This window comes from Enterobacter sp. MALB-1 (assembly GCF_041021625.1).
GTDB classification, from domain to species: domain Bacteria; phylum Pseudomonadota; class Gammaproteobacteria; order Enterobacterales; family Enterobacteriaceae; genus Enterobacter; species Enterobacter oligotrophicus.
This window is the reverse complement of sequence record NZ_JBDPJL010000001.1, coordinates 3,664,283-3,689,368: the sequence shown is the minus strand read 5'-3', so window position 1 is coordinate 3,689,368 and position 25,086 is coordinate 3,664,283. Positions and strand designations below refer to the sequence as shown.

Here is a 25,086-nt window from a genome sequence, read left to right as displayed (position 1 = left end):
TTGAGGGGCAATTGTGAAACTGGATGAAATCGCCCGGCTAGCCGGCGTGTCACGAACTACGGCCAGCTATGTGATTAACGGTAAAGCAAAGCAGTACCGTGTCAGCGATAAGACCGTTGAAAAAGTCATGGCGGTGGTTCGTGAGCATAACTACCATCCGAATGCTGTCGCAGCCGGTTTACGTGCCGGACGCACCCGCTCTATTGGCCTGGTGATCCCAGACCTGGAAAACACCAGCTATACCCGTATCGCCAACTACCTTGAACGTCAGGCTCGCCAGCGCGGCTATCAGTTACTGATCGCCTGTTCGGAAGACCAGCCAGACAACGAAATGCGTTGCATTGAGCATCTGCTTCAGCGTCAGGTTGATGCGATCATCGTCTCCACCTCTTTACCGCCGGAGCATCCGTTCTATCAGCGCTGGGCAAACGATCCGTTCCCGATTGTGGCGCTGGATCGGGCGCTGGATCGTGAACATTTCACCAGTGTAGTGGGTGCCGATCAGGACGATGCAGAAATGCTGGCTGCCGAGCTGAGAACTTTCCCGGCTGAAACGGTGCTGTATCTTGGCGCGTTGCCGGAGCTTTCTGTGAGCTTCCTGCGCGAACAGGGGTTCAGGACGGCCTGGAAAGACGATCCGCGTGAAGTTCACTATCTTTATGCCAACAGCTATGAACGTGAAGCCGCTGCGCAGCTGTTCGAAAAATGGCTGGAAACGCATCCCATGCCGCAGGCCCTGTTCACCACCTCGTTTGCGTTGTTACAGGGGGTGATGGATGTGACGTTACGTCGTGACGGGAAGCTGCCGTCCGATCTTGCGATTGCGACGTTTGGGGATAACGAGCTACTCGATTTCCTGCAATGTCCTGTGCTGGCTGTTGCTCAGCGCCATCGCGACGTTGCTGAACGCGTGCTTGAAATTGTGCTCGCGAGCCTTGATGAGCCACGTAAACCGAAACCGGGGCTGACTCGCATCAAACGTAATCTCTATCGTCGCGGCATTTTGAGCCGTCACTGAATAAATGGCAGGGGTAGCGAAGCTGCCCCATTTTGTAAAAAACGTGGAAAGATAATTCCCGGAGAAAAATTAGGATAATTCTTTAGGAATTTTACCCTGCTCTTAGTCTTAATTCGTATTGCCCTTTTAAATCATCGTTAAAAGAAAATTCATCTGTTTTTTAAACAGCGTTTATGTATTATTTTGTTACAAACGTCATTCAGATGATGAATATTCAGACGTTTTTCCATTCTCCCTCTTAACTTGCCAATCTGCTTGTGTGTTCAGGCGTCCCCGTCATGAAACTGGCGCTGTTATCCCCTGCGAATATGTCTTAAAATGCTGCCCGCGTCGCAAACTGACACTTTATATTTCCCTGCGATGATATTGAGTGAGTCTTAACGCTCGTGTGCATATTCGGTTTTTTTCTTACAAATATTCATAACGTTAATTTTGCCTCGCCAGTTGTGCAGTTATTAATCAGGTCGGGATATCTTCGTAAATAGCGGGCTTTCGGGTCTGTATAGCGACAGTCCTGGCTTGACAAGGTTTTCCCTCGCTCCGTAAACTCCTTTAGGTGGGAATTTGTGGGTTAAAGTGGTGAGGAGGGGTGAGGCTGGCATGTTCCGTGGAGCAACGTTAGTCAATCTCGACAGCAAAGGGCGTTTATCGGTGCCAACCCGATACCGCGACCGGCTGATTGAGAACGCTTCAGGTCAAATGGTTTGCACCATTGACATCAACTCCCCCTGCCTGCTGCTTTACCCTTTGCCTGAATGGGAAATTATTGAGCAAAAGCTGTCGCGACTGTCGAGCATGAACCCGCAGGAACGCCGCGTGCAGCGGCTGTTATTGGGACATGCCAGTGAGTGTCAGATGGATAGTGCAGGGCGATTACTGATTGCGCCTGTGTTGCGGCAACATGCCGGTCTGACCAAAGAAGTGATGCTGGTCGGGCAGTTCAACAAGTTTGAACTGTGGGACGAAACGACCTGGTATCAACAGGTCAAGGAAGATATCGACGCTGAGCAGTCTGATTCCGCGACATTATCGGAACGGCTGCAGGACTTGTCTCTATAAATATGATGGAAAATTATAAACATACAACGGTGTTGCTGGATGAGGCCGTTAACGGCCTGAATATTCGTCCGGACGGCATCTACATTGATGGCACTTTTGGTCGCGGTGGTCATTCGCGTCTGATCCTCTCTCAGCTTGGAGCGGAAGGACGCCTGCTGGCAATCGATCGCGATCCGCAGGCGATTGCCGTTGCGCAAACCATCGATGACCCACGCTTTTCCATTGTGCATGGACCTTTCTCTGCGCTCGCGGATTACGTTGCCGAGCGCGGTCTGACGGGCAAGATCGACGGGATTCTTCTCGATCTTGGCGTCTCTTCACCCCAGCTTGATGACGCCGAACGCGGTTTCTCCTTTATGCGCGATGGTCCGCTGGACATGCGTATGGACCCAACGCGCGGTCAGTCTGCTGCAGAGTGGTTACAAACCGCTGACGAAGCGGATATTGCCTGGGTGATCAAAACCTTCGGCGAAGAGCGTTTTGGCAAACGCATTGCACGCGCCATCGTTGAGCGTAACCGTATTGAGCCGATGACCCGCACCAAAGAGCTGGCAGAGGTTATCGCGGCAGCAACGCCGGTGAAGGATAAGCACAAACATCCCGCGACCCGTACCTTCCAGGCGGTTCGCATCTGGGTAAACAGTGAACTGGAGGAAATAGAGCTGGCGCTAAAAAGCTCGCTCGACGTGCTGGCCCCAGGTGGGCGGTTATCCATCATCAGCTTCCATTCGCTGGAAGACCGCATTGTGAAACGCTTTATGCGTGAACAAAGCCGCGGTCCTCAGGTTCCTGCGGGGCTGCCGATGACGGAAGAACAACTCAGGAAGCTGGGTGGCCGTCAGTTGCGAGCATTAGGCAAGTTGATGCCGGGCGAAGAAGAGGTGGCAGAGAATCCACGTGCCCGTAGTTCAGTGCTGCGTATTGCAGAAAGGACGAACGCATGATCAGCAGAGTGACAGAGACCCTCAGCAAAGTTAAGGGATCGTTAGGAAGCAACGAGCGCCATGCCTTGCCTGGCGTGATCGGCGACGATCTTTTGCGGTTCGGGAAACTGCCACTCTGCTTGTTCATTTGCATCATTGTGACGGCAGTAACGGTGGTCACCACGGCCCACCACACCCGTTTATTAACTGCGCAGCGCGAACAGATGGTACTGGAACGCGATGCGCTGGATATTGAATGGCGAAACCTGATCCTGGAAGAAAACGCGCTCGGCGATCACAGCCGGGTTGAACGGATCGCAACGGAAAAGCTGCAACTGCAGCATGTTGATCCTTCGCAGGAAAATATCGTAGTACAAAAATAAGGGAAAACGCGACGCATGAGAGCAGCGGCAAAAACGCTAAAACCAAAACGTCAGGAAGAACAGGCCAACTTTGTCAGTTGGCGTTTTGCGTTGCTTTGCGGCTGCATTTTACTGGCGCTGGGTTTCCTGCTGGGACGCGTGGCCTGGTTGCAAATCATCGCCCCTGACATGCTGGTTCGCCAGGGTGACATGCGCTCTCTTCGCGTCCAGGAAGTGTCCACGTCGCGTGGGATGATCACTGACCGTTCCGGCCGTCCGCTGGCGGTGAGCGTGCCGGTGAAGGCGATCTGGGCCGATCCAAAAGAGCTGCACGATGCAGGGGGCATTACGCTGGATAACCGCTGGAAAGCGCTTTCTGATGCTCTGAAAATGCCGCTGGATCAGCTGGCCTCCCGCGTTAACGCCAACCCGAAAGGGCGTTTTATCTATCTCGCGCGTCAGGTGAACCCTGACATGGCGGACTACATCCGAAAACTGAAACTGCCGGGGATTCACCTGCGTGAGGAATCACGTCGTTACTATCCTTCCGGCGAAGTAACTGCTCACCTCATTGGCTTCACCAACGTCGATAGCCAGGGGATTGAGGGCGTTGAAAAGAGCTTTGATAAGTGGCTCACCGGTCAGCCGGGCGAGCGTATCGTGCGTAAAGACCGTTATGGCCGCGTCATTGAAGATATCTCTTCCACGGACAGCCAGGCCGCGCACAACCTGGCGCTGAGCATTGATGAACGTTTGCAGGCGCTGGTGTATCGCGAGCTGAACAACGCTGTCGCCTTTAACAAGGCGGAATCCGGCAGCGCCGTGCTGGTGGATGTCAGCACGGGCGAAGTGCTGGCGATGGCCAACAGCCCGTCTTATAACCCGAACAACTTCACTGGCACCGCGAAAGATGCGATGCGTAACCGGGCGATCACGGACGTGTTCGAACCGGGATCTACCGTAAAACCGATGGTGGTGATGACGGCGCTACAGCGCGGCATCGTCAACGAAAGTACCGTTCTGAATACGATCCCTTACCGCATTAACGGCCATGAAATCAAAGACGTGGCCCGTTACAGCGAACTGACCCTGACCGGGGTCTTACAGAAGTCGAGTAACGTCGGTGTTTCAAAGCTGGCGTTAGCGATGCCGTCCTCAGCGTTAGTAGAGACTTACTCACGTTTTGGGCTTGGAAAGGCGACCAATTTGGGGTTGGTCGGAGAACGCAGTGGCTTATATCCTCAAAAACAACGGTGGTCTGACATAGAGAGGGCCACCTTCTCTTTCGGCTACGGGCTAATGGTAACCCCGTTACAGTTAGCGCGAGTCTACGCAACGATCGGCAGCTATGGCGTCTATCGCCCGCTGTCGATTACCAAAGTTGATCCACCGGTTCCGGGCGAGCGTATCTTCCCGGAATCTATCGTTCGTACCGTCGTCCATATGATGGAAAGCGTGGCGCTGCCGGGCGGCGGTGGCGTGAAGGCGGCGATCAAAGGCTATCGCATCGCGATTAAAACCGGTACGGCGAAAAAGGTGGGGCCGGATGGCCGCTACATCAACAAATACATTGCCTATACCGCAGGCGTTGCGCCTGCAAGCAATCCGCGTTTTGCGCTGGTGGTCGTCATTAACGATCCACAGGCGGGTAAATACTACGGCGGTGCCGTCTCCGCACCTGTGTTCGGGGCTATCATGGGCGGCGTGTTGCGTACCATGAACATTGAACCGGATGCGCTGGCGACGGGTGAAAAAAGTGAATTTGTAATTAATCAAGGCGAGGGTACAGGTGGCAGATCGTAATTTGCGCGACCTTCTCGCTCCGTGGGTGCCAGGTGCACCGGAGCGAGCACTGCGAGAGATGGTACTGGACAGCCGAGTGGCTGCTTCTGGCGATCTTTTTGTGGCGGTGGTCGGTCATCAGGCGGACGGGCGTCGTTATATCCCGCAGGCGATTGCGCAAGGTGTTGCTGCCATTATTGCTGAGGCCAAAGATGAGGCAACCGACGGCGAAATCCGTGAAATGCACGGTGTGCCGGTCATCTATCTCAGCCAGTTAAATGAGCGTCTTTCTGCGCTGGCAGGACGTTTCTATCACGAACCTTCTGACCAGCTGCGTCTGGTTGGCGTAACGGGCACGAACGGAAAAACCACCACCACGCAACTGATGGCGCAATGGGCGCAACTGCTCGGTGAAACCGGTGCGGTGATGGGCACCGTGGGTAACGGTCTGCTGGGCAAAGTCAGCCCGACCGAAAACACCACCGGCTCGGCGGTAGACGTGCAGCACGTGCTTGCCGGTCTGGCAGGGCAGGGGGCGACCTTCGCCGCGATGGAAGTCTCTTCTCACGGGCTGGTACAGCACCGCGTGGCGGCGCTTAAGTTTGCTGCATCTGTATTCACTAATCTGAGCCGCGATCATCTTGATTATCATGGTGATATGGAGCATTACGAGGCCGCGAAATGGCTGCTCTACTCCACGCATCACCACGGTCAGGCCATCATTAACGCCGACGACGAAGTCGGTCTCCGCTGGCTGGCTAAACTGCCAGACGCCGTTGCGGTATCGATGGAAGATCATATTAACCCGAACTGCCATGGCCGCTGGCTGAAGGCGGTTGAGGTGAAGTATCACGACAGCGGGGCGACAATCCGCTTTGCTTCCTCATGGGGCGAAGGTGAAATTGAAAGCCGCCTGATGGGGGCGTTTAACGTCAGCAACCTGCTGCTGGCGCTGGCGACGCTGCTGGCGCTGGGGTATCCGATGGCTGAACTGTTGAAAACTGCTGAGCGTCTGCAACCGGTTTGTGGCCGCATGGAAGTGTTCAGCGCGCCGGGTAAACCAACGGTCGTGGTTGATTATGCCCACACGCCAGATGCGCTGGAAAAAGCGCTGGAAGCGGCGCGTCTGCACTGCGCCGGTAAGCTCTGGTGTGTATTTGGCTGTGGCGGCGATCGCGATAAGGGCAAACGCCCCCTGATGGGCGCGATTGCTGAGCAGTTTGCGGATATTCCGGTTGTGACCGATGACAACCCGCGTACCGAAGAGCCGCGCGCCATCATTAACGACATTCTGGCGGGTATGCTGGACGCCGGTCGCGCACGTGTGGTGGAAGGCCGGGCGGAAGCCGTGACCAACGCCATCATGCAGGCACAGGAAAACGATGTGGTGCTGCTGGCCGGTAAAGGGCATGAAGATTATCAAATTGTTGGCAATCGCCGTCTGGATTACTCGGACCGTGTAACGGCAGCGCGTCTGCTGGGAGTGATGGCATGATTAGCCTCACGCTAAGCCAGGCCGCTGCGGTACTGCACGGCGAGTTGCTGGGTCAGGATCTGACCATTGACGCCGTGACCACCGATACCCGCAAAGTGTCCGCAGGTTGTCTGTTTGTGGCGCTGAAAGGCGAGCGTTTTGACGCACATGATTTTGCACAGCAGGCTAAAGAGAACGGTGCGGGCGCGCTGCTGGTCAGCCGCAAGCTCGATATCGATCTGCCGCAGATTGTGGTGAATGATACGCGTCTGGCGTTCGGTGAGCTGGCTGCCTGGGTGCGTCAGCAGGTTCCGACGCGCGTTGTGGCGCTGACGGGCTCGTCAGGTAAAACGTCCGTCAAAGAGATGACGGCGGCGATCCTCGGCCAGTGCGGAAACACACTTTATACCGCAGGCAATCTCAATAATGACATCGGCGTGCCGATGACATTACTTCGCCTGACCAAAGAACACGAGTTTGCGGTGATTGAGTTAGGGGCAAACCACCAGGGGGAAATCGCCTGGACCGTGAGCCTCACTCGGCCGGAAGCGGCGCTGGTGAACAACCTGGCGGCTGCCCATCTGGAAGGTTTCGGTTCGCTGGAAGGCGTGGCGAAAGCCAAAGGTGAGATCTACACCGGCCTGCCGGCTGACGGTATCGCCATTATGAATGCCGACAACAATGACTGGCTGAACTGGCAGAGTATCATCGGTTCGCGTAAGACCTGGCGCTTCTCACCGAATGCGGCCAACAGCGATTTTACCGCAACCAATATCCATGTGACGTCGCACGGCACGGAGTTCACGCTCACTACCCCAACGGGTGGCATTGATGTGCTGCTGCCACTGCCGGGTCGCCATAACATTGCTAACGCGCTCGCGGCGGCGGCGTTGTCGATGGCGGTCGGGGCGACTCATGAGGCGATTAAAACCGGGCTGGCAAATTTAAAAGCCGTACCGGGGCGTCTGTTCCCGATTCAACTGGCGGAAAACAAGCTGCTGCTGGATGACTCCTACAACGCCAACGTCGGTTCGATGACGGCAGCGGTGCAGGTGCTGTCCGAGATGCCGGGCTACCGCGTGTTGGTGGTTGGCGATATGGCCGAACTGGGTGATGAAAGCGAAGCCTGTCATACCCAGGTGGGTGCAGCGGCGAAAGCGGCGGGGCTGGACTGCGTGCTGAGCGCAGGAAAACTGAGTCAGGCGATCAGCCAGGCCAGCGGTGTGGGCGAACATTTTGCTGATAAAGCCGCGTTGATTGAGCGCCTGAAAGCGTTGATTACAGAAAAACAAATTGTGACTGTTTTAGTTAAAGGTTCACGTAGTGCCGCCATGGAAGAGGTTGTGCACGCATTACAGGAGAACGGGACATGTTAGTTTGGCTGGCCGAACATTTGGTCAAATATTATTCAGGCTTTAACGTCTTTTCCTATCTGACGTTTCGCGCCATTGTCAGCCTGCTGACTGCGCTGTTCATCTCCTTGTGGATGGGCCCGCGCATGATTGCCCGTCTGCAAAAACTCTCTTTCGGCCAGGTTGTGCGTAACGATGGCCCGGAATCGCACTTCAGCAAGCGCGGTACACCGACCATGGGCGGCATTATGATCCTGACCGCGATCGTCGTTTCGGTGCTGCTGTGGGCGTATCCGTCTAACCCATACGTCTGGTGTGTTCTGACGGTTCTGGTGGGCTACGGGATCATCGGCTTTGTCGATGATTATCGCAAGGTTGTACGCAAAGATACTAAGGGGCTGATTGCCCGCTGGAAGTATTTCTGGATGTCGGTGATTGCGCTGGGCGTGGCCTTCGCGCTGTATCTGGCAGGAAAAGACACACCAGCCACCGAGCTGGTGGTGCCGTTCTTTAAAGACGTGATGCCGCAACTGGGGCTGTTCTACATCCTGCTGGCCTACTTCGTGATTGTTGGCACGGGTAACGCCGTCAACCTGACCGATGGTCTGGATGGCCTGGCGATTATGCCGACTGTGTTTGTTGCGGGGGGGTTTGCGCTGGTGGCGTGGGCGACCGGTAACATGAATTTTGCTAACTACCTGCATATCCCGTATCTGCGCCACGCGGGTGAGCTGGTGATCGTCTGTACGGCCATTGTCGGGGCGGGGCTGGGCTTCCTGTGGTTTAACACTTATCCGGCGCAGGTTTTTATGGGCGACGTGGGTTCACTGGCTCTGGGTGGTGCGCTGGGCATTATTGCCGTGCTGCTGCGTCAGGAGTTCTTGCTGGTGATCATGGGCGGTGTGTTTGTGGTAGAGACCCTGTCAGTGATTTTGCAGGTCGGCTCCTTCAAGCTGCGCGGTCAGCGCATCTTCCGTATGGCACCGATCCATCATCACTATGAACTGAAAGGCTGGCCGGAACCGCGCGTGATTGTGCGCTTCTGGATTATTTCGCTGATGCTGGTGCTGATTGGCCTGGCAACGCTGAAGGTACGTTAATCATGGCAGATTACCAGGGTAAAAAAGTCGTTATCATCGGGTTGGGCCTCACGGGCCTTTCCTGCGTGGACTTTTTCCTTGCGCGTGGCGTCACGCCGCGCGTGATGGATACGCGTGTCTCTCCGCCGGGTCTGGACAAGCTGCCGGAACAGGTTGAACGCCACCTTGGTGGTCTGAATGATGACTGGCTGCTGGCAGCCGATCTGATTATTGCCAGCCCAGGTTTGGCCCTGGCGCACCCTTCGCTGAGCGCTGCGGCGGATGCTGGCATAGAGATTGTCGGGGATATTGAGCTGTTCTGTCGCGAAGCGCAGGCACCGATAATCGCGATTACCGGTTCGAATGGTAAAAGTACCGTCACTACGCTGGTCGGTGAGATGGCGAAAGCCGCAGGTATGAACGTGGGTGTGGGGGGCAATATCGGCCTGCCTGCGCTGATGCTGCTGGATAAGGGCTGCGAGCTGTACGTGCTGGAGCTTTCCAGCTTCCAGCTGGAAACGACCTCCAGCCTGCATGCCGCCGCGGCGACGATCCTCAACGTAACTGAAGATCATATGGACAGGTATCCGTTTGGTCTGCAGCAGTATCGCGCCGCTAAGCTGCGCGTTTACGAAAATGCCAAAGTCTGTGTGGTGAACGCCGATGACGCGCTGACCATGCCGGTACGTGGGGCGGATGAACGCTGCATCAGCTTTGGCATCAACATGGGTGATTACCATCTGAACCGTCAGCAGGGCGAAACCTGGCTGCGCGTGAAAGGTGAGAAAGTGCTTAACGTGAAAGAGATGACGCTTTCCGGCCAGCATAACTACACCAATGCCCTGGCGGCGCTGGCGCTGGCGGATGCGGTGGGCTTGCCGCGTTCTTCCAGCCTCAAAGCCCTGACCACCTTTACCGGTCTGGCGCACCGTTTCCAGCTGGCGCTGGAGCATAACGGCGTGCGCTGGATTAACGACTCCAAAGCCACCAACGTGGGTAGCACTGAGGCTGCCCTGAACGGTCTTCACGTTGAGGGCACGCTGCATCTGCTACTTGGCGGCGACGGCAAGTCGGCCGATTTCTCCTCGCTGAAGCAATACCTCTCCGGGGACAACATCCGTCTTTACTGTTTTGGTCGTGACGGCAGCGAACTGGCTGAACTGCGTCCTGACGTGGCCGAGCAAACCGAGACCATGGAGCAGGCGATGCGCCTCATTGCCCCGCGCGTTAAGCCAGGTGATATGGTGCTGCTCTCGCCTGCCTGTGCCAGCCTCGATCAATTCAAGAATTTCGAACAGCGGGGCGATCTCTTTACCCGCCTGGCGAAGGAGTTAGGCTGATGCGTTTATCTCTCCCTCGCCTGAAAATGCCGCGCCTGCCAGGATTTGGCATCCTGGCGTGGCTGTTTGCGGCGCTGAAAGGCTGGGTGATGGCTTCGCGGGACAAGGATTCCGATAGCCTGATCATGTACGACCGCACGTTGTTCTGGCTTACGCTGGGGCTGGCGGCGATCGGCTTTATCATGGTCACCTCGGCGTCGATGCCTGTCGGGCAACGTCTGGCTAACGATCCGTTCCTGTTTGCCAAGCGTGACGGGCTGTACATTATTCTGGCGTTCTGCCTGGCGATGATTACCTTACGTTTGCCAATGGCCTTCTGGCAGCGGCACAGTACGGCGATGTTGATTGCATCGATCATCATGCTGCTGATCGTGCTGGTTGTCGGTAGCTCCGTAAACGGGGCATCGCGCTGGATTGCGTTTGGTCCGCTGCGTATTCAGCCAGCGGAATTCACCAAGCTGTCGCTGTTCTGCTACCTGGCGAACTACCTGGTGCGTAAAGTTGACGAAGTGCGTAACAACCTTCGCGGCTTCTTAAAGCCGATGGGCGTGATTCTGGTGCTTGCGATCCTGCTGCTGGCACAGCCCGACCTCGGTACGGTGGTGGTACTGTTTGTCACCACGCTGGCGATGCTGTTCCTGGCGGGCGCAAAGCTGTGGCAGTTCATCGCCATCATTGGGATGGGGATTTCGGCGGTCGTGCTGCTGATCCTTGCCGAACCTTACCGTATCCGCCGTGTGACATCTTTCTGGAACCCGTGGGAAGATCCGTTTGGCAGTGGCTACCAGTTGACGCAATCGCTGATGGCGTTTGGTCGCGGCGAAGTCTGGGGCCAGGGTCTGGGCAACTCCGTACAGAAACTGGAGTATTTGCCTGAGGCACACACCGACTTCATCTTCTCCATTATTGGGGAAGAACTGGGTTATATCGGTGTGGTATTGGCACTATTAATGGTATTCTTCGTCGCTTTCCGCGCCATGTCGATTGGCCGGAAAGCGCTGGAGATCGATCACCGCTTCTCGGGTTTCTTAGCCTGTTCAATTGGTATCTGGTTTAGCTTCCAGGCACTGGTCAACGTCGGGGCCGCAGCAGGTATGCTGCCGACCAAGGGTCTGACGTTGCCGTTGATCAGCTATGGTGGTTCGAGTCTGTTGATCATGTCGACGGCCATCATGTTTTTGTTACGCATAGATTATGAGACACGTCTGGAAAAAGCCCAGGCGTTTACACGAGGTTCACGATGAATCAACCGAAGCGGTTAATGGTGATGGCAGGTGGTACAGGTGGACATGTGTTCCCTGGGCTGGCGGTTGCGCACCATTTAATGGATCAGGGCTGGCAGGTACGCTGGCTGGGAACCGCAGATCGCATGGAGGCTGATCTTGTACCGAAACACGGTATTGAGATCGACTTTATTCGTATTTCCGGTCTTCGGGGCAAAGGCATCAAGGCCCAGTTGCTGGCACCTGTGCGAATTTTTAACGCATGGCGTCAGGCGCGTTCCATCATGAAGCGCTTTAAGCCTGATGTGGTGCTGGGGATGGGGGGTTATGTTTCCGGTCCAGGCGGGCTGGCGGCGTGGTCACTGGGCATTCCTGTTGTACTGCACGAGCAGAACGGTATCGCCGGTTTGACCAACAAATGGCTGGCGAAAATTGCCACCAAAGTGATGCAGGCCTTCCCAGGTGCGTTCCCTAAAGCGGACGTCGTGGGTAACCCGGTGCGCGTGGACGTGCTGGCGCTGCCGCTGCCGGACGTTCGCCTGAATGGCCGTGAAGGGCCGGTACGTGTGCTGGTTGTCGGTGGCTCGCAGGGGGCGCGCATTTTAAACCAGACGATGCCGCAGGTTGCGGCAAAACTGGGTGATGCTGTGACGATTTGGCATCAGAGCGGAAAAGGCGCGCAGCAGACCGTTGAGCAGGCTTACGCCGAGTCGGGGCAGCCGCAGCATAAAGTTACTGAGTTTATCGACGATATGGCTGCAGCTTATGCCTGGGCCGATGTCGTGGTTTGCCGCTCTGGCGCACTGACGGTGAGCGAAATTGCCGCCGCTGGTTTGCCAGCGCTGTTTGTGCCGTTCCAGCACAAAGACAGACAGCAGTACTGGAACGCGTTGCCGCTTGAGAAAGCCGGTGCCGCGAAAATATTCGAGCAGCCACAATTTACCGCCGATGCGGTCGCCACCACTCTGGCGGGCTGGAACAGAGACGCATTGCTGGAGATGGCCCAACGCGCACGCGCGACCGCTATCCCGGATGCGACGGAACGTGTGGCAAAAGAAGTGAGCCTGGCAGCCCAGGCTTAACCCTCGCAGCGCGTGTTGCGCTGCACGAATTTTAAGTAGTCGATGGCGTTTAGAGAATGAATACACAACAACTGGCAAAACTGCGTTCAATCGTGCCCGAGATGCGTCGCGTCCGGCACATTCACTTTGTCGGCATCGGTGGTGCTGGCATGGGCGGTATTGCCGAAGTGTTAGCTAACGAAGGCTATCAGATCAGCGGGTCTGACCTGGCACCAAACCCTGTTACGCAGCAGTTAGCGTCGCTTGGGGCGACTATCTATTTCAACCATCGCCCGGAAAACGTGCGCGATGCGAGCGTGGTTGTAGTATCCAGCGCCATCTCTTCTGATAACCCGGAAATCGTTGCTGCGCATGAAGCGCGCATTCCGGTGATCCGCCGCGCGGAAATGCTGGCGGAACTGATGCGTTTCCGTCACGGCATCGCGGTTGCCGGTACGCACGGTAAAACCACGACGACGGCGATGGTTTCCAGTATTTATGCCGAAGCGGGTCTTGACCCAACGTTTGTTAACGGCGGGCTGGTGAAAGCGGCAGGCGTACATGCGCGTCTGGGCCACAGCCGTTACCTGATTGCGGAAGCGGATGAGAGCGATGCGTCGTTCCTGCATCTGCAGCCGATGGTGGCGATTGTCACCAATATCGAAGCTGACCATATGGACACTTACCAGGGTGACTTCGAGAATTTAAAACAGACCTTTATTAACTTCCTGCACAACCTGCCGTTTTATGGGCGCGCGGTGATGTGTGTGGACGATCCGGTCATTCGCGAGCTGTTGCCGCGCGTCGGGCGTCAAATCACCACCTATGGCTTCAGCGAAGACGCTGATGTGCGTGTGGAGGATTACAGGCAGACAGGTGCTCAGGGGCATTTCACCCTGGCGCGTCAGGATAAAGAACTGCTGCACGTTACGCTGAACGCCCCCGGACGCCACAATGCCCTGAATGCCGCCGCCGCGGTCGCCGTGGCGACAGAAGAAGGCATTGATGACGACGCAATCCTGCGCGCACTGGAGAGCTTCCAGGGCACCGGGCGTCGTTTCGACTTCCTCGGTGAATTCCCGCTGGACGCGGTGAACGGTAAATCAGGCAGCGCCATGCTGGTGGATGACTATGGCCACCACCCAACCGAAGTGGACGCGACGATCAAGGCGGCGCGTGCGGGTTGGCCGGACAAACATCTGGTAATGATCTTCCAGCCACACCGTTACACCCGTACCCGCGATCTGTATGACGATTTCGCCAGTGTACTTTCACAGGTGGATACGTTGCTAATGCTGGATGTTTATTCAGCGGGCGAAACTCCGATTCCGGGGGCAGACAGCCGTTCTTTGTGTCGTACCATTCGTGGACGCGGTAAAGTGGACCCTATTTTGGTTTCTGAACCCGCTCAGGTGGCTGAGATTCTGGCACCGGTATTGACGGGCAATGATTTGATTCTGATTCAGGGTGCGGGAAATATCGGCAAAATCGCCCGTACCTTAGCTGAAATCAAACTGAAGCCGCAAACTCAGGAGGACGAGCGTCATGGCTGATAAGATTGCGGTCCTGTTTGGCGGCACGTCGGCTGAACGTGAAGTTTCCCTTAACTCAGGCGCGGCTGTACTGGCGGGCCTGCGTGAAGGCGGTGTGAATGCGCACCCGGTCGATCCTAAAGAGGTTGATGTCACGCAACTGAAAGCGATGGGCTTCGATAAAGTCTTTATCGCGCTGCATGGGCGTGGTGGCGAAGATGGAACCTTGCAAGGGCTGCTGGATTTAATCGGCATGCCATACACCGGTAGCGGCGTAATGGCATCGGCCATTTCGATGGATAAACTGCGCAGCAAACTGCTGTGGCAGGGGGCGGGGCTGCCCGTTGCGCCATGGGTTGCGCTGACGCGCCGTGAGTTCGAATTGGGCCTACAGGACAGCGTTAATGCACGCATTGCTGAGCTGGGGTTACCGGTTATTGTTAAGCCAAGCCGCGAAGGGTCAAGCGTCGGGATGTCCAAAGTCGACAAAGCTGACGATTTATCTGCTGCTTTAACGCTGGCATTTCAACATGATGAAGAAGTTCTGATTGAAAAATGGCTCAGCGGGCCGGAATTTACCGTCGCGATGCTTGGCGAAGAAATTTTACCGTCAATTCGTATCCAACCGGCCGGAACCTTCTATGATTATGAGGCGAAGTATCTCTCTGATGAGACGCAATATTTTTGTCCTGGTGGTCTTGAAGCTGAGCGTGAAGCCGATTTACAGGCTCTGGTGCAGAAAGCCTGGAATGTCCTGGGATGCCGTGGCTGGGGACGCATTGATGTGATGCTCGACAGCGATGGGCAATTTTATCTGCTGGAAGCGAATACTTCTCCAGGCATGACCAGCCACAGCCTTGTGCCGATGGCGGCGCGTCAGGCGGGGATGAGCTTCTCGCAGTTAGTCGTACGTATTCTGGACCAGGCGGGCTGATATGTCTCAGGCTGCATTGAACACGCGCAACCGCGATGACGAGGAAGAATATTCCTCTTCACGCCGGAGTAATGGAACGCGTCTTGCAGGGATTATCTTCCTGCTCGGGGTGCTGTGCACCGTGTTTATCAGCGGCTGGATGGTGCTGGGCTGGATGGAAGATGCGCAGCGGTTACCGCTCTCGAAGCTGGTGGTGACGGGCGAGCGCCACTACACGCGTAACGATGATATTCGCCAGTCGATTCTGGCGCTGGGATCGCCTGGCACCTTTATGACGCAGGACGTCAATATTATCCAGAGTCAGATTGAACGACTGCCATGGATAAAACAGGCGAGTGTAAGAAAGCAATGGCCTGATGAATTGAAGATTCATCTGGTTGAATATGTGCCCATTGCGCGTTGGAATGATCAGCACATGGTAGACGTAGACGGAAATTCCTTCAGCGTCCCGGCCGATCGTGTCAGCAAGCAGAATTTACCGATGTTGTATGGCCCTGAAGGCAGTGAAAACGAAGTATTACAGGGTTTTCGCGAAATGGGCCAGGTGCTGGCGAAAGACAGGTTCACGTTAAAAGATGCTGCGATGACGGCGCGCCGCTCATGGCAACTGACGTTAACGAACGGCATTAAGCTCAACCTGGGTCGCGGCGACACAATGAAACGTCTGGCGCGTTTCGTAGAACTTTACCCGGTTTTACAGCAGCAGGCGCAGACGGACGGCAAACGGATAAGCTACGTTGATTTGCGCTATGACTCAGGCGCAGCAGTCGGTTGGGAGCCGGCTCCGGTCGAGGAACCTAATCAGCAACAGAATCAGGCACAGGTACAGGCAGAACAACAATGATCAAGGCGACGGACAGAAAACTGGTAGTTGGACTGGAGATTGGCACCGCGAAGGTTGCCGCTTTAGTAGGGGAAGTTCTGCCCGACGGTATGGTCAATATCATTGGCGTGGGCAGTTGCCCGTCCCGTGGTATGGATAAAGGTGGGGTAAACGACCTTGAGTCGGTGGTGAAATGCGTTCAGCGCGCCATCGATCAGGCTGAATTAATGGCAGATTGCCAGATCTCCTCTGTCTATCTGGCCCTCTCTGGCAAGCACATCAGCTGCCAGAACGAAATCGGTATGGTGCCGATTTCCGAAGAAGAAGTGACGCAGGAAGACGTTGAGAATGTTGTGCATACGGCGAAGTCCGTGCGCGTGCGCGATGAGCATCGTGTACTGCACGTGATCCCGCAGGAATATGCGATCGACTATCAGGAAGGGATCAAGAACCCGGTCGGTCTTTCCGGCGTGCGTATGCAGGCAAAAGTGCACCTGATCACATGTCACAACGATATGGCGAAGAACATCGTAAAAGCCGTTGAACGTTGTGGCCTGAAAGTTGACCAACTTATTTTCGCCGGTCTGGCCGCAAGCTATTCCGTGCTGACCGAAGATGAACGTGAACTCGGCGTCTGTGTGGTCGATATTGGTGGTGGTACAATGGATATGGCCGTCTATACAGGCGGTGCGCTGCGCCACACCAAAGTGATCCCTTATGCCGGGAACGTGGTGACCAGCGATATTGCTTACGCCTTTGGTACGCCACCGAGCGATGCAGAGGCGATTAAAGTGCGCCACGGCTGTGCGCTGGGTTCTATCGTTGGCAAAGATGAGAGCGTTGAAGTGCCGAGCGTGGGCGGGCGTCCGCCGCGCAGCCTGCAGCGCCAGACGCTGGCAGAGGTGATTGAGCCGCGTTATACCGAGCTGCTCAACCTGGTCAACGAAGAGATTTTGCAGTTACAGGAACAACTTCGCCAGCAGGGTGTTAAACATCATCTCGCGGCGGGGATTGTATTAACCGGCGGGGCAGCGCAAATTGAAGGTCTTGCGGCCTGCGCTCAGCGCGTGTTCCATACGCAGGTGCGTATTGGTGCACCGCTGAATATCACCGGTTTAACGGATTATGCTCAGGAGCCGTACTATTCAACGGCAGTGGGCCTGCTTCATTACGGGAAAGAGTCCCATTTGAGTGGTGAAGCAGAAGTGGAAAAACGCGTATCGGTGGGGTCGTGGGTCAAACGACTGAACACCTGGTTGCGAAAAGAGTTTTAATTTTTTTAAGAGACCGGAGAGAATTAGCGGTCTCGGGCGACAGGCACAACGGAGAGAGAAATTATGTTTGAACCTATGGAACTGACCAACGACGCGGTGATTAAAGTCATCGGCGTCGGTGGCGGCGGCGGTAACGCCGTAGAGCATATGGTGCGCGAGCGCATTGAAGGCGTTGAATTCTTTGCGGTTAACACCGATGCACAAGCACTGCGTAAGACGGCTGTTGGCCAGACGATTCAGATTGGCGGTGGCATCACCAAAGGTCTGGGCGCTGGGGCTAACCCGGAAGTCGGTCGTAACGCGGCTGAAGAAGATCGTGAAGCCCTGCGTGCTGCACTGGAAGGTGCGGACATGGTCTTTATCGCAGCGGGTATGGGCGGCGGTACAGGCACGGGTGCTGCACCTGTTGTCGCTGAAGTGGCGAAAGATTTAGGTATCCTGACCGTTGCTGTCGTGACCAAGCCTTTCAACTTCGAAGGCAAGAAGCGTATGGCATTCGCGGAACAGGGTATTACCGAGCTGTCCAAACACGTGGACTCTCTGATTACCATCCCGAACGACAAACTGCTGAAAGTGCTGGGCCGCGGTATCTCCCTGCTGGACGCCTTTGGCGCAGCCAACGACGTGCTGAAAGGCGCGGTTCAGGGTATCGCTGAACTGATTACCCGTCCTGGCCTGATGAACGTTGACTTTGCAGACGTGCGCACCGTGATGTCTGAAATGGGCTACGCGATGATGGGCTCTGGCGTGGCGAGCGGTGAAGACCGTGCAGAAGAAGCGGCTGAAATGGCGATCTCTTCTCCACTGCTGGAAGATATCGATCTGTCTGGTGCGCGCGGCGTGCTGGTCAACATTACCGCTGGCTTTGACCTGCGTCTGGATGAGTTCGAAACCGTGGGTAACACCATCCGTGCGTTCGCCTCTGACAACGCGACCGTGGTTATCGGTACTTCCCTTGACCCGGAAATGAACGACGAACTGCGCGTGACCGTTGTTGCGACCGGTATCGGTATGGACAAGCGTCCTGAGATCACCCTGGTAACGAACAAACAGACTCAGCAACCGGTCATGGATCGTTACCAGCAGCACGGTATGTCTCCACTGACTCAGGAGCAGAAACCGGCCGCGAAAGTGGTTAACGATACCACTCCGCAAACGGCGAAAGAGCCAGATTATCTGGACATCCCGGCGTTCCTGCGTAAGCAAGCTGACTAAGAATTGGCTGGAATTTGGGGATTTGCGCTCTTTGTGCTAAACTGGCCCACCGTTAGTGATATACACTCTCGGTTGGATAAGTAATTTGGCGAGATTATACGATGATCAAACAAAGGACACTTAAACGTATCGTTCAGGCGACGGGTGTCGGTTTACATACCGGCAAGAAAGTCACACTGACGTTGCGCCCTGCGCCGGCCAATACCGGGGTCATCTATCGTCGCACCGACTTGAATCCACCGGTAGATTTTCCGGCCGATGCCAAATCTGTGCGTGATACTATGCTCTGTACTTGCCTGGTGAACGAGCATGACGTGCGGATTTCTACCGTAGAGCACCTGAACGCCGCCCTGGCGGGTCTGGGTATCGACAACATTATTGTTGAAGTCGATGCGCCAGAAATCCCGATCATGGATGGTAGTGCTGCACCGTTCGTCTATTTGTTGCTGGATGCCGGCATCGAAGAACTGAACTGCGCGAAGAAATTTGTTCGCATCAAAGAGACTGTTCGCGTCGAAGATGGCGACAAGTGGGCTGAATTCAAACCGTACAATGGTTTCTCGCTGGATTTTACCATCGATTTTAACCATCCGGCGATTGATGCAAGCACCCAGCGCTATGCGATGAACTTCTCTGCTGATGCGTTTATGCGTCAGATCAGCCGTGCTCGTACTTTCGGCTTTATGCGTGATATCGAATATCTGCAGTCCCGCGGCCTGTGCCTGGGCGGCAGCTTCGATTGTGCCATCGTTGTTGACGATTATCGCGTACTGAACGAAGACGGCCTGCGTTTTGAAGATGAATTCGTTCGTCACAAAATGCTGGATGCGATCGGCGACTTGTTCATGTGTGGTCACAATATCATTGGTGCATTTACCGCGTTCAAATCCGGTCATGCACTGAACAACAAACTGTTGCAGGCCGTCCTGGCAAAACAGGAAGCCTGGGAATATGTGACCTTCGAAGACGAAGCTGAACTGCCGCTGGCATTCAAGGCTCCAGGCCTGGTCCTGGCATAACGGTTTAAGCCGTTTCGTAAAAAATCGACTGGTTAACCTGGTACTCTCTCCGACCAGGAAGGCCAGTCGTTTTTATTTTTACCCTTCTTAGACTTACCTCTGCTGTTTCTGGCCTCTGTCGGGTGCAGGAAATCTGTGCGTTAGCTGCATTCTTGACCGTTTTTCCCCACTGCAGTACGTCATTACTGCTGCTGTGCATTGGCTTTAGTGGTAATATCTGAGCGCTAAAAAAATAACTGAACTCAGCCTGTGCAGGGCTGGCTTATGTGGTGGAGCAGGTGAGCGGAATACTGACGCGCTGGCGACAATTTGGCAGACGTTACTTCTGGCCGCATCTCTTATTGGGGATGGTCGCGGCGAGTCTCGGCTTGCCTGCGCTCAGCAACAGCGCTGAAGCGGCAACACCGGCGAAGACCACTACATCCAAACACGATCTCAACACGCGGGTTAATTTTACTAACCTCGCGTGGCTTGAAGCTAATCGCCGTCCGAATTTCTCGGTTGATTACTGGCATCAACACGCCATCCGCACCGTTATCCGCCATCTCTCCTTTGCGATGGCACCGCAGACGATGCCAGTGGCAGAAGAGACGCTGCCGGTTCAGGCTCAGCATCTTGCCTTACTGGATACGCTTAATGCGCTGCTCACGCAGGACAGCCAGCCGCCGGTAATGGTTCGCCAGACGGCGCAGCTTGCTTTCATTGCTCCTGTCACATTTTCTGTCTCGACCTGGATAAGCCAGGTTCACGGCATCCGTGCCGGACCGCTACGCCTCAGCTAAATTAACGCTTTTTCAATACCTTAATTTATCTGCCCATCTGGGGCGTTTGAGAATTTATTATGTTAATCAAATTATTAACCAAAGTTTTTGGTAGTCGTAACGATCGTACCCTGCGCCGCATGCGCAAAGCTGTTGCCGTCATTAACGGTATGGAACCGGCGATGGAGAAGCTCTCTGATGACGAGCTTAAAGCGAAAACGGCGGAATTCCGCGCGCGTCTGGAAAAAGGCGAAACGTTAGAAAGCCTGATCCCGGAAGCGTTCGCGGTGGTGCGCGAAGCAAGTAAGCGCGTGTTCGGTATGCGTCACTTCGACGTTCAGTTGCTGGGCGGTATGGTGCTCAACGAGCGCTGCATCGCGGAAATGCGTACCGGTGAAGGTAAAACCCTGACCGCAACGCTGCCGGCCTACCTGAATGCACTGACCGGTAAAGGCGTTCACGTTGTTACCGTCAACGACTATCTGGCACAGCGTGACGCCGAAAACAACCGCCCATTATTCGAATTCCTCGGCATGACCGTTGGTATCAACATGTCCGGCCTGCCAGCGCCAGCCAAGCGTGAAGCGTATAACGCGGATATCACCTATGGCACCAACAACGAATACGGCTTTGACTACCTGCGTGACAACATGGCGTTCAGCCCTGAAGAGCGCGTGCAGCGTAAACTGCACTATGCGCTGGTGGATGAGGTTGACTCCATCCTGATCGATGAAGCGCGTACCCCGCTGATCATCTCCGGCCCGGCTGAAGACAGCTCCGAGATGTATCGCAAAGTCGACAAAATCATTCCGCATCTGCTGCGTCAGGAGAAAGAAGACTCCGATACCTTCCAGGGTGAAGGCCACTTCTCCGTGGATGAGAAAGCGCGCCAGGTGAACCTGACCGAACGCGGTCTGGTGAAAATCGAAGAGCTGCTGGTGGCTGAAGGCATCATGGAAGAGGGTGAGTCTCTGTACTCACCGAGTAACATCATGCTGATGCACCATGTGACCGCTGCGCTGCGTGCCCACGCGCTGTTCACCCGTGACGTCGACTACATCGTGAAAGACGGTGAAGTCATCATCGTCGATGAACACACCGGCCGTACCATGCAGGGGCGTCGCTGGTCTGACGGCCTGCACCAGGCTGTTGAAGCCAAAGAAGGCGTGGATATTCAAAACGAAAACCAGACGCTGGCGTCTATCACCTTCCAGAACTACTTCCGTCTGTATGAGAAGCTGGCGGGGATGACCGGTACGGCAGATACCGAAGCGTTTGAATTTAGCTCTATCTACAAGCTGGATACCGTGGTCGTTCCAACTAACCGTCCGATGATCCGTAAGGATATGCCGGATCTGGTGTATATGACCGAAGCGGAAAAAATCCAGGCGATCATCGAAGATATTCGCGATCGTACCGCCAACGGCCAGCCGGTGCTGGTGGGGACCATCTCCATCGAGAAATCCGAAGTGGTTTCTAATGAGCTGACCAAAGCGGGCATCAAACACAACGTCCTGAACGCCAAATTCCACGCCAAAGAAGCAGACATCGTTGCGCAGGCGGGTTATCCGGCAGCGGTCACTATCGCCACCAACATGGCGGGTCGTGGTACGGACATTATGCTCGGCGGTAGCTGGCAGGCTGAAGTGGCGGAGCTGGAAAACCCAACGCCGGAACAGATTGCTCAGATCAAAGCGGACTGGCAGGTTCGTCACGACGCGGTGCTGGCATCCGGTGGTCTGCATATTATTGGTACAGAGCGTCACGAATCTCGCCGTATCGATAATCAGCTGCGTGGTCGTGCAGGCCGCCAGGGTGATGCGGGTTCGTCCCGTTTCTACCTGTCTATGGAAGATGCGCTGATGCGTATTTTCGCCTCCGACCGTGTTTCCGGCATGATGCGTAAACTGGGGATGAAACCAGGCGAAGCGATTGAACACCCGTGGGTTACCAAAGCGATCGCTAACGCACAGCGTAAAGTGGAAAGCCGCAACTTCGATATTCGTAAGCAACTGCTGGAATATGACGATGTTGCCAACGATCAGCGTCGTGCGATCTACACCCAGCGTAACGAACTGCTGGACGTATCCGACGTGAGCGAAACCATCAACAGCATTCGTGAAGATGTCTTTAAGGCGACCATCGACGGCCATATTCCACCACAGTCTCTGGAAGAGATGTGGGATATCGAAGGCCTGCAGGAACGTCTGAAAAACGACTTCGACCTCGATCTGCCAATCAAAGAGTGGCTGGATAAAGAGCCTGAGCTGCACGAAGAAACCCTGCGCGAACGTATCTACGAAACCGCACTGGACGTCTACAAGCGTAAGGAAGAAGTGGTTGGCGCAGAGATGATGCGTCACTTCGAGAAAGGCGTAATGCTGCAAACGCTGGATTCTCTGTGGAAAGAGCACCTGGCGGCAATGGACTACCTGCGTCAGGGTATTCACCTGCGTGGTTATGCGCAGAAAGATCCGAAGCAGGAATATAAGCGCGAGTCCTTCTCCATGTTTGCGTCTATGCTGGAGTCACTGAAATATGAAGTGATCAGCACGCTGAGCAAGGTTCAGGTACGTATGCCAGAAGAAGTAGAAGCGATGGAGCAGCAGCGTCGTGAAGAGGCTGAACGTCTGGCGCAGATGCAACAGTTGAGCCACCAGACGGATGAGAGCGAAGCCGCTGCGGCGATTGCGGCGCAGACAGGCGATCGCAAAGTGGGTCGTAACGATCCGTGCCCATGTGGTTCCGGTAAAAAATACAAGGCGTGCCACGGGCGTCTGAGCTAAGTTAATAACAAATCAAAAAGGCGCAGAAATCTGCGCCTTTTTTATGGAAGCGACAGAATGAAAACACTGCAAATTGCCGTCGGGATTATTCGCAACCCGCAAAATCAAATCTTCATCACCCAGCGCGCCGCGGACGCCCATATGGCGAATAAGTGGGAGTTTCCGGGCGGAAAAATTGAGTCAGGCGAAACGCCGGAACAGGCGCTGGTGCGTGAACTTCAGGAAGAGGTCGGGATTACGCCGCTTGGCGCAACGCTGTTTGATAAGCTCGAATACCAGTTTCCCGATCGTCACATCACGCTGTGGTTCTGGCTGGTGGAAAACTGGGAAGGCGAACCGTGGGGGAAAGAGGGACAACCTGGTAACTGGGTTGTGCTTCAGGCGAGTGATGCTGAAAAATTCCCGCCTGCTAATGAGCCTGTGATCCTGCGGTTAGCTGCACAACAGTAGGCCTGCTAAGCGAAGCGTCAGCAGGCTTTGAACGTTACTGCTGGCTCTCGCTCCAGTCATCGCTGTCAGAGAGATCGCCTTCGCTCGGAATACGTTTCTCTTCTGCAGCCCATTCACCCAGATCAATTAACTGACAACGTTTACAACAGAATGGGCGAAACGGACTCACTTCGCCCCAGATGACAGTTTTGCCGCACGTAGGGCAGTTAACGGTTATTACGTCAGACATTGGCACTCCTTAACAACAGGCCAGTTCAAAATCGAGGCGTTCCGGCACGGTGCCATTTTCGCTATCCAGCGGCATAAAGCGAATCGCAAAACGACTCTTATGCCCGGAAATCTGCGGGTAAAGCTGATCGCCAAGCGATAAATTCAGACGCAGCAGATCGGCGTCATCGCCGTTGTCCTGATAGAAACCGTTGAGGCTGGTTTGCTTGCGAAACGGTGCTGAATTACGGATCAGATCGAGGATCAGCGATAACGTCTCATGCATCGGGTTCAGGCTTGCCAGCCAGCTATTCACCTGTGCATCACGTTGTTCTTGCGGCATGTGTAGCCACATATGAAGCGTCGGCAGGTCAAAGCTGCAACAGCCGCCGGGGATACTCAGGCGCTGGCGCACCAGGCCAATTAAGCGATCTTCCCGTAAAAACTGTCCGACGCGTGGAGCTGCCATCAGCATGGTACTGCTGTTTTTCAGCTGCTGGCGAAGTGCATCAATACGACTCTGGTCAACGCCCGGCACTTCTGTCCAGGCCTGTAATTTACGCTGCTGACGCTCCAGCTCTTTCAGCAGTTCGGTACGAACATCTCCGCGTTCAATCACATCCAGCAGATCGCCCACGTTGCGGAAGAAATGCAGTGCAGCGGCATGGTCGTTTATAGGCAGATGTTGTGAGAGCTGTTGAACCAGAAATTCGATGCGTAACCAGGTACGCATTTTTTCGTTAAGCGGATGCTCAAAAAGGATGTGAGTCGACATTATGGTTTTTCCTGTGCAACGGCCTGCGCGGCGAACGTCAGATACTGCGCGTGCAGACGGGCAACATCCGATGCAATGGCATCTGGTGCGCCGTTATTATCAATAACATCATCCGCAACGGCAAGGCGCTGAGCGCGTGTGGCCTGAGCGGCAAGAATTTGTTCAGCGTGTTCGCGCGTGACATTATCGCGCGCCATAGTTCGCTGGATTTGCGTTTCGGGTGAAACATCAATGACCAGAACCCGATCGGCTTTATTCTGAAGCTGATTCTCTACCAGTAGCGGAACGACCCACATAACATAGGGAGAGCTGGCTTCAGCAATCTGACGCTGGGTTTCCTGGTGAATAATGGGGTGAAGAAGGGCATTAAGCCAGACCTTTTCTGACGAATCAGAAAAAATGCATTCCCGAAGCTGACGGCGGTTGAGCGTGCCATCTGCATTGAGAATTCTGCTACCGAAATGTGCTTCGATGGACTTTAAAGCGGGTGTATTCGGCTCTACCACCTGACGGGCAATGATATCAGCATCAATAATCGTGATGCCCAGACGAGAAAACGCGTTCGCAACGGTACTTTTACCACTACCGATGCCACCGGTTAATGCGACGATATACCCCATTAAATCAAATCCTGGGA

General features: G+C 55.0%; 23 protein-coding genes. 20 read left to right on the top strand and 3 right to left on the bottom strand.

The features are described 5' to 3' along the window. The first annotated feature begins 13 nt into the window (after positions 1–13). The 20 genes from cra (at position 14) to mutT (ending at position 23,467) form a co-directional block, all read left to right on the top strand. Positions 14–1,018 (top strand): catabolite repressor/activator, encoded by a 1,005-nt coding sequence (gene cra, locus ABGB15_RS17680; protein ID WP_013095565.1) that lies wholly within the window; start codon positions 14–16, stop codon positions 1,016–1,018. A 600-nt stretch (positions 1,019–1,618) separates the two neighbouring features. Then, complete coding sequence (gene mraZ / locus ABGB15_RS17675; RefSeq protein WP_152083444.1) at positions 1,619–2,077, top strand: division/cell wall cluster transcriptional repressor MraZ; 459 nt, start codon at positions 1,619–1,621, stop codon at positions 2,075–2,077. A 2-nt stretch (positions 2,078–2,079) separates the two neighbouring features. Continuing rightward, positions 2,080–3,021, top strand: a complete 942-nt coding sequence (gene rsmH, locus ABGB15_RS17670) for a 16S rRNA (cytosine(1402)-N(4))-methyltransferase RsmH (RefSeq protein WP_013095568.1) — start codon at positions 2,080–2,082, stop codon at positions 3,019–3,021. Further along, entirely contained in the window at positions 3,018–3,383 is a 366-nt protein-coding gene (gene ftsL / locus ABGB15_RS17665; protein ID WP_014068894.1) for a cell division protein FtsL, read from the top strand. The genes rsmH and ftsL overlap by 4 nt, the downstream gene beginning before the upstream one ends. 15 nt (positions 3,384–3,398) lie before the next feature. After that, positions 3,399–5,165, top strand: a complete 1,767-nt coding sequence (locus ABGB15_RS17660; RefSeq protein ID WP_152083445.1) for a peptidoglycan glycosyltransferase FtsI — start codon at positions 3,399–3,401, stop codon at positions 5,163–5,165. Beyond that, complete coding sequence (gene murE, locus ABGB15_RS17655; protein ID WP_215723318.1) at positions 5,152–6,639, top strand: UDP-N-acetylmuramoyl-L-alanyl-D-glutamate--2,6-diaminopimelate ligase; 1,488 nt, start codon at positions 5,152–5,154, stop codon at positions 6,637–6,639. The genes ABGB15_RS17660 and murE overlap by 14 nt, the downstream gene beginning before the upstream one ends. Continuing rightward, positions 6,636–7,994 (top strand): UDP-N-acetylmuramoyl-tripeptide--D-alanyl-D-alanine ligase, encoded by a 1,359-nt coding sequence (murF, locus tag ABGB15_RS17650; RefSeq protein WP_215723317.1) that lies wholly within the window; start codon positions 6,636–6,638, stop codon positions 7,992–7,994. The genes murE and murF overlap by 4 nt, the downstream gene beginning before the upstream one ends. Beyond that, positions 7,988–9,070, top strand: a complete 1,083-nt coding sequence (gene mraY, locus ABGB15_RS17645; RefSeq protein ID WP_003856353.1) for a phospho-N-acetylmuramoyl-pentapeptide-transferase — start codon at positions 7,988–7,990, stop codon at positions 9,068–9,070. Before murF ends, mraY begins: the two co-directional genes overlap by 7 nt. Positions 9,071–9,072: 2 nt before the next feature. Further along, a complete protein-coding gene (gene murD / locus ABGB15_RS17640; protein WP_215723316.1) occupies positions 9,073–10,389 on the top strand; it encodes a UDP-N-acetylmuramoyl-L-alanine--D-glutamate ligase in 1,317 nt (438 codons plus the stop codon). Then, positions 10,389–11,633 carry a cell division protein FtsW gene (gene ftsW, locus ABGB15_RS17635; RefSeq protein ID WP_152083449.1) on the top strand — a complete coding sequence of 415 codons (1,245 nt, stop codon included), beginning with the start codon at positions 10,389–10,391 and terminating at the stop codon, positions 11,631–11,633. The genes murD and ftsW overlap by 1 nt, the downstream gene beginning before the upstream one ends. Continuing rightward, complete coding sequence (gene murG / locus ABGB15_RS17630) at positions 11,630–12,694, top strand: undecaprenyldiphospho-muramoylpentapeptide beta-N-acetylglucosaminyltransferase (protein ID WP_152083450.1); 1,065 nt, start codon at positions 11,630–11,632, stop codon at positions 12,692–12,694. Before ftsW ends, murG begins: the two co-directional genes overlap by 4 nt. A gap of 56 nt (positions 12,695–12,750) precedes the next feature. Continuing rightward, positions 12,751–14,226 (top strand): UDP-N-acetylmuramate--L-alanine ligase, encoded by a 1,476-nt coding sequence (murC, locus tag ABGB15_RS17625; protein ID WP_215723315.1) that lies wholly within the window; start codon positions 12,751–12,753, stop codon positions 14,224–14,226. After that, positions 14,219–15,139, top strand: coding sequence for a D-alanine--D-alanine ligase (locus ABGB15_RS17620; RefSeq protein ID WP_215723314.1), 921 nt, complete (start codon positions 14,219–14,221; stop codon positions 15,137–15,139). Before murC ends, ABGB15_RS17620 begins: the two co-directional genes overlap by 8 nt. 1 nt (position 15,140) lies before the next feature. Beyond that, positions 15,141–15,983 carry a cell division protein FtsQ gene (gene ftsQ / locus ABGB15_RS17615; protein WP_152083453.1) on the top strand — a complete coding sequence of 281 codons (843 nt, stop codon included), beginning with the start codon at positions 15,141–15,143 and terminating at the stop codon, positions 15,981–15,983. Then, positions 15,980–17,236: a cell division protein FtsA gene (gene ftsA, locus ABGB15_RS17610; RefSeq protein WP_010426970.1), complete on the top strand. Its 1,257-nt coding sequence runs from the start codon at positions 15,980–15,982 to the stop codon at positions 17,234–17,236. Before ftsQ ends, ftsA begins: the two co-directional genes overlap by 4 nt. Positions 17,237–17,299: 63 nt before the next feature. Further along, positions 17,300–18,451 carry a cell division protein FtsZ gene (ftsZ, locus tag ABGB15_RS17605; protein WP_152083454.1) on the top strand — a complete coding sequence of 384 codons (1,152 nt, stop codon included), beginning with the start codon at positions 17,300–17,302 and terminating at the stop codon, positions 18,449–18,451. Positions 18,452–18,552: 101 nt separating this feature from the next. Then, positions 18,553–19,470, top strand: coding sequence for a UDP-3-O-acyl-N-acetylglucosamine deacetylase (gene lpxC, locus ABGB15_RS17600; protein ID WP_013095578.1), 918 nt, complete (start codon positions 18,553–18,555; stop codon positions 19,468–19,470). Positions 19,471–19,748: 278 nt separating this feature from the next. Continuing rightward, positions 19,749–20,252 (top strand): secA translation cis-regulator SecM, encoded by a 504-nt coding sequence (secM, locus tag ABGB15_RS17595; protein WP_167515547.1) that lies wholly within the window; start codon positions 19,749–19,751, stop codon positions 20,250–20,252. 59 nt (positions 20,253–20,311) lie between these two features. Continuing rightward, entirely contained in the window at positions 20,312–23,017 is a 2,706-nt protein-coding gene (secA, locus tag ABGB15_RS17590; protein ID WP_152083455.1) for a preprotein translocase subunit SecA, read from the top strand. A 57-nt stretch (positions 23,018–23,074) separates the two neighbouring features. Then, positions 23,075–23,467, top strand: a complete 393-nt coding sequence (gene mutT / locus ABGB15_RS17585; RefSeq protein ID WP_215723313.1) for an 8-oxo-dGTP diphosphatase MutT — start codon at positions 23,075–23,077, stop codon at positions 23,465–23,467. Positions 23,468–23,501: 34 nt separating this feature from the next. Here the strand turns inward: mutT and yacG are convergent, their stop codons facing one another. The 3 genes from yacG to coaE are packed head-to-tail and all read right to left on the bottom strand — an operon-like array spanning position 23,502 to position 25,069. Continuing rightward, positions 23,502–23,696 (bottom strand): DNA gyrase inhibitor YacG, encoded by a 195-nt coding sequence (gene yacG, locus ABGB15_RS17580; protein WP_152083457.1) that lies wholly within the window; start codon positions 23,694–23,696, stop codon positions 23,502–23,504. Between the two features lie 9 nt (positions 23,697–23,705). Then, positions 23,706–24,449 (bottom strand): cell division protein ZapD, encoded by a 744-nt coding sequence (gene zapD, locus ABGB15_RS17575; protein ID WP_152083458.1) that lies wholly within the window; start codon positions 24,447–24,449, stop codon positions 23,706–23,708. Beyond that, the gene (gene coaE, locus ABGB15_RS17570) at positions 24,449–25,069 is read right to left on the bottom strand and encodes a dephospho-CoA kinase (protein ID WP_215723312.1); all 621 of its coding nucleotides are present in this window, start codon (positions 25,067–25,069) and stop codon (positions 24,449–24,451) included. Before coaE ends, zapD begins: the two co-directional genes overlap by 1 nt. Positions 25,070–25,086 lie beyond the last annotated feature (17 nt).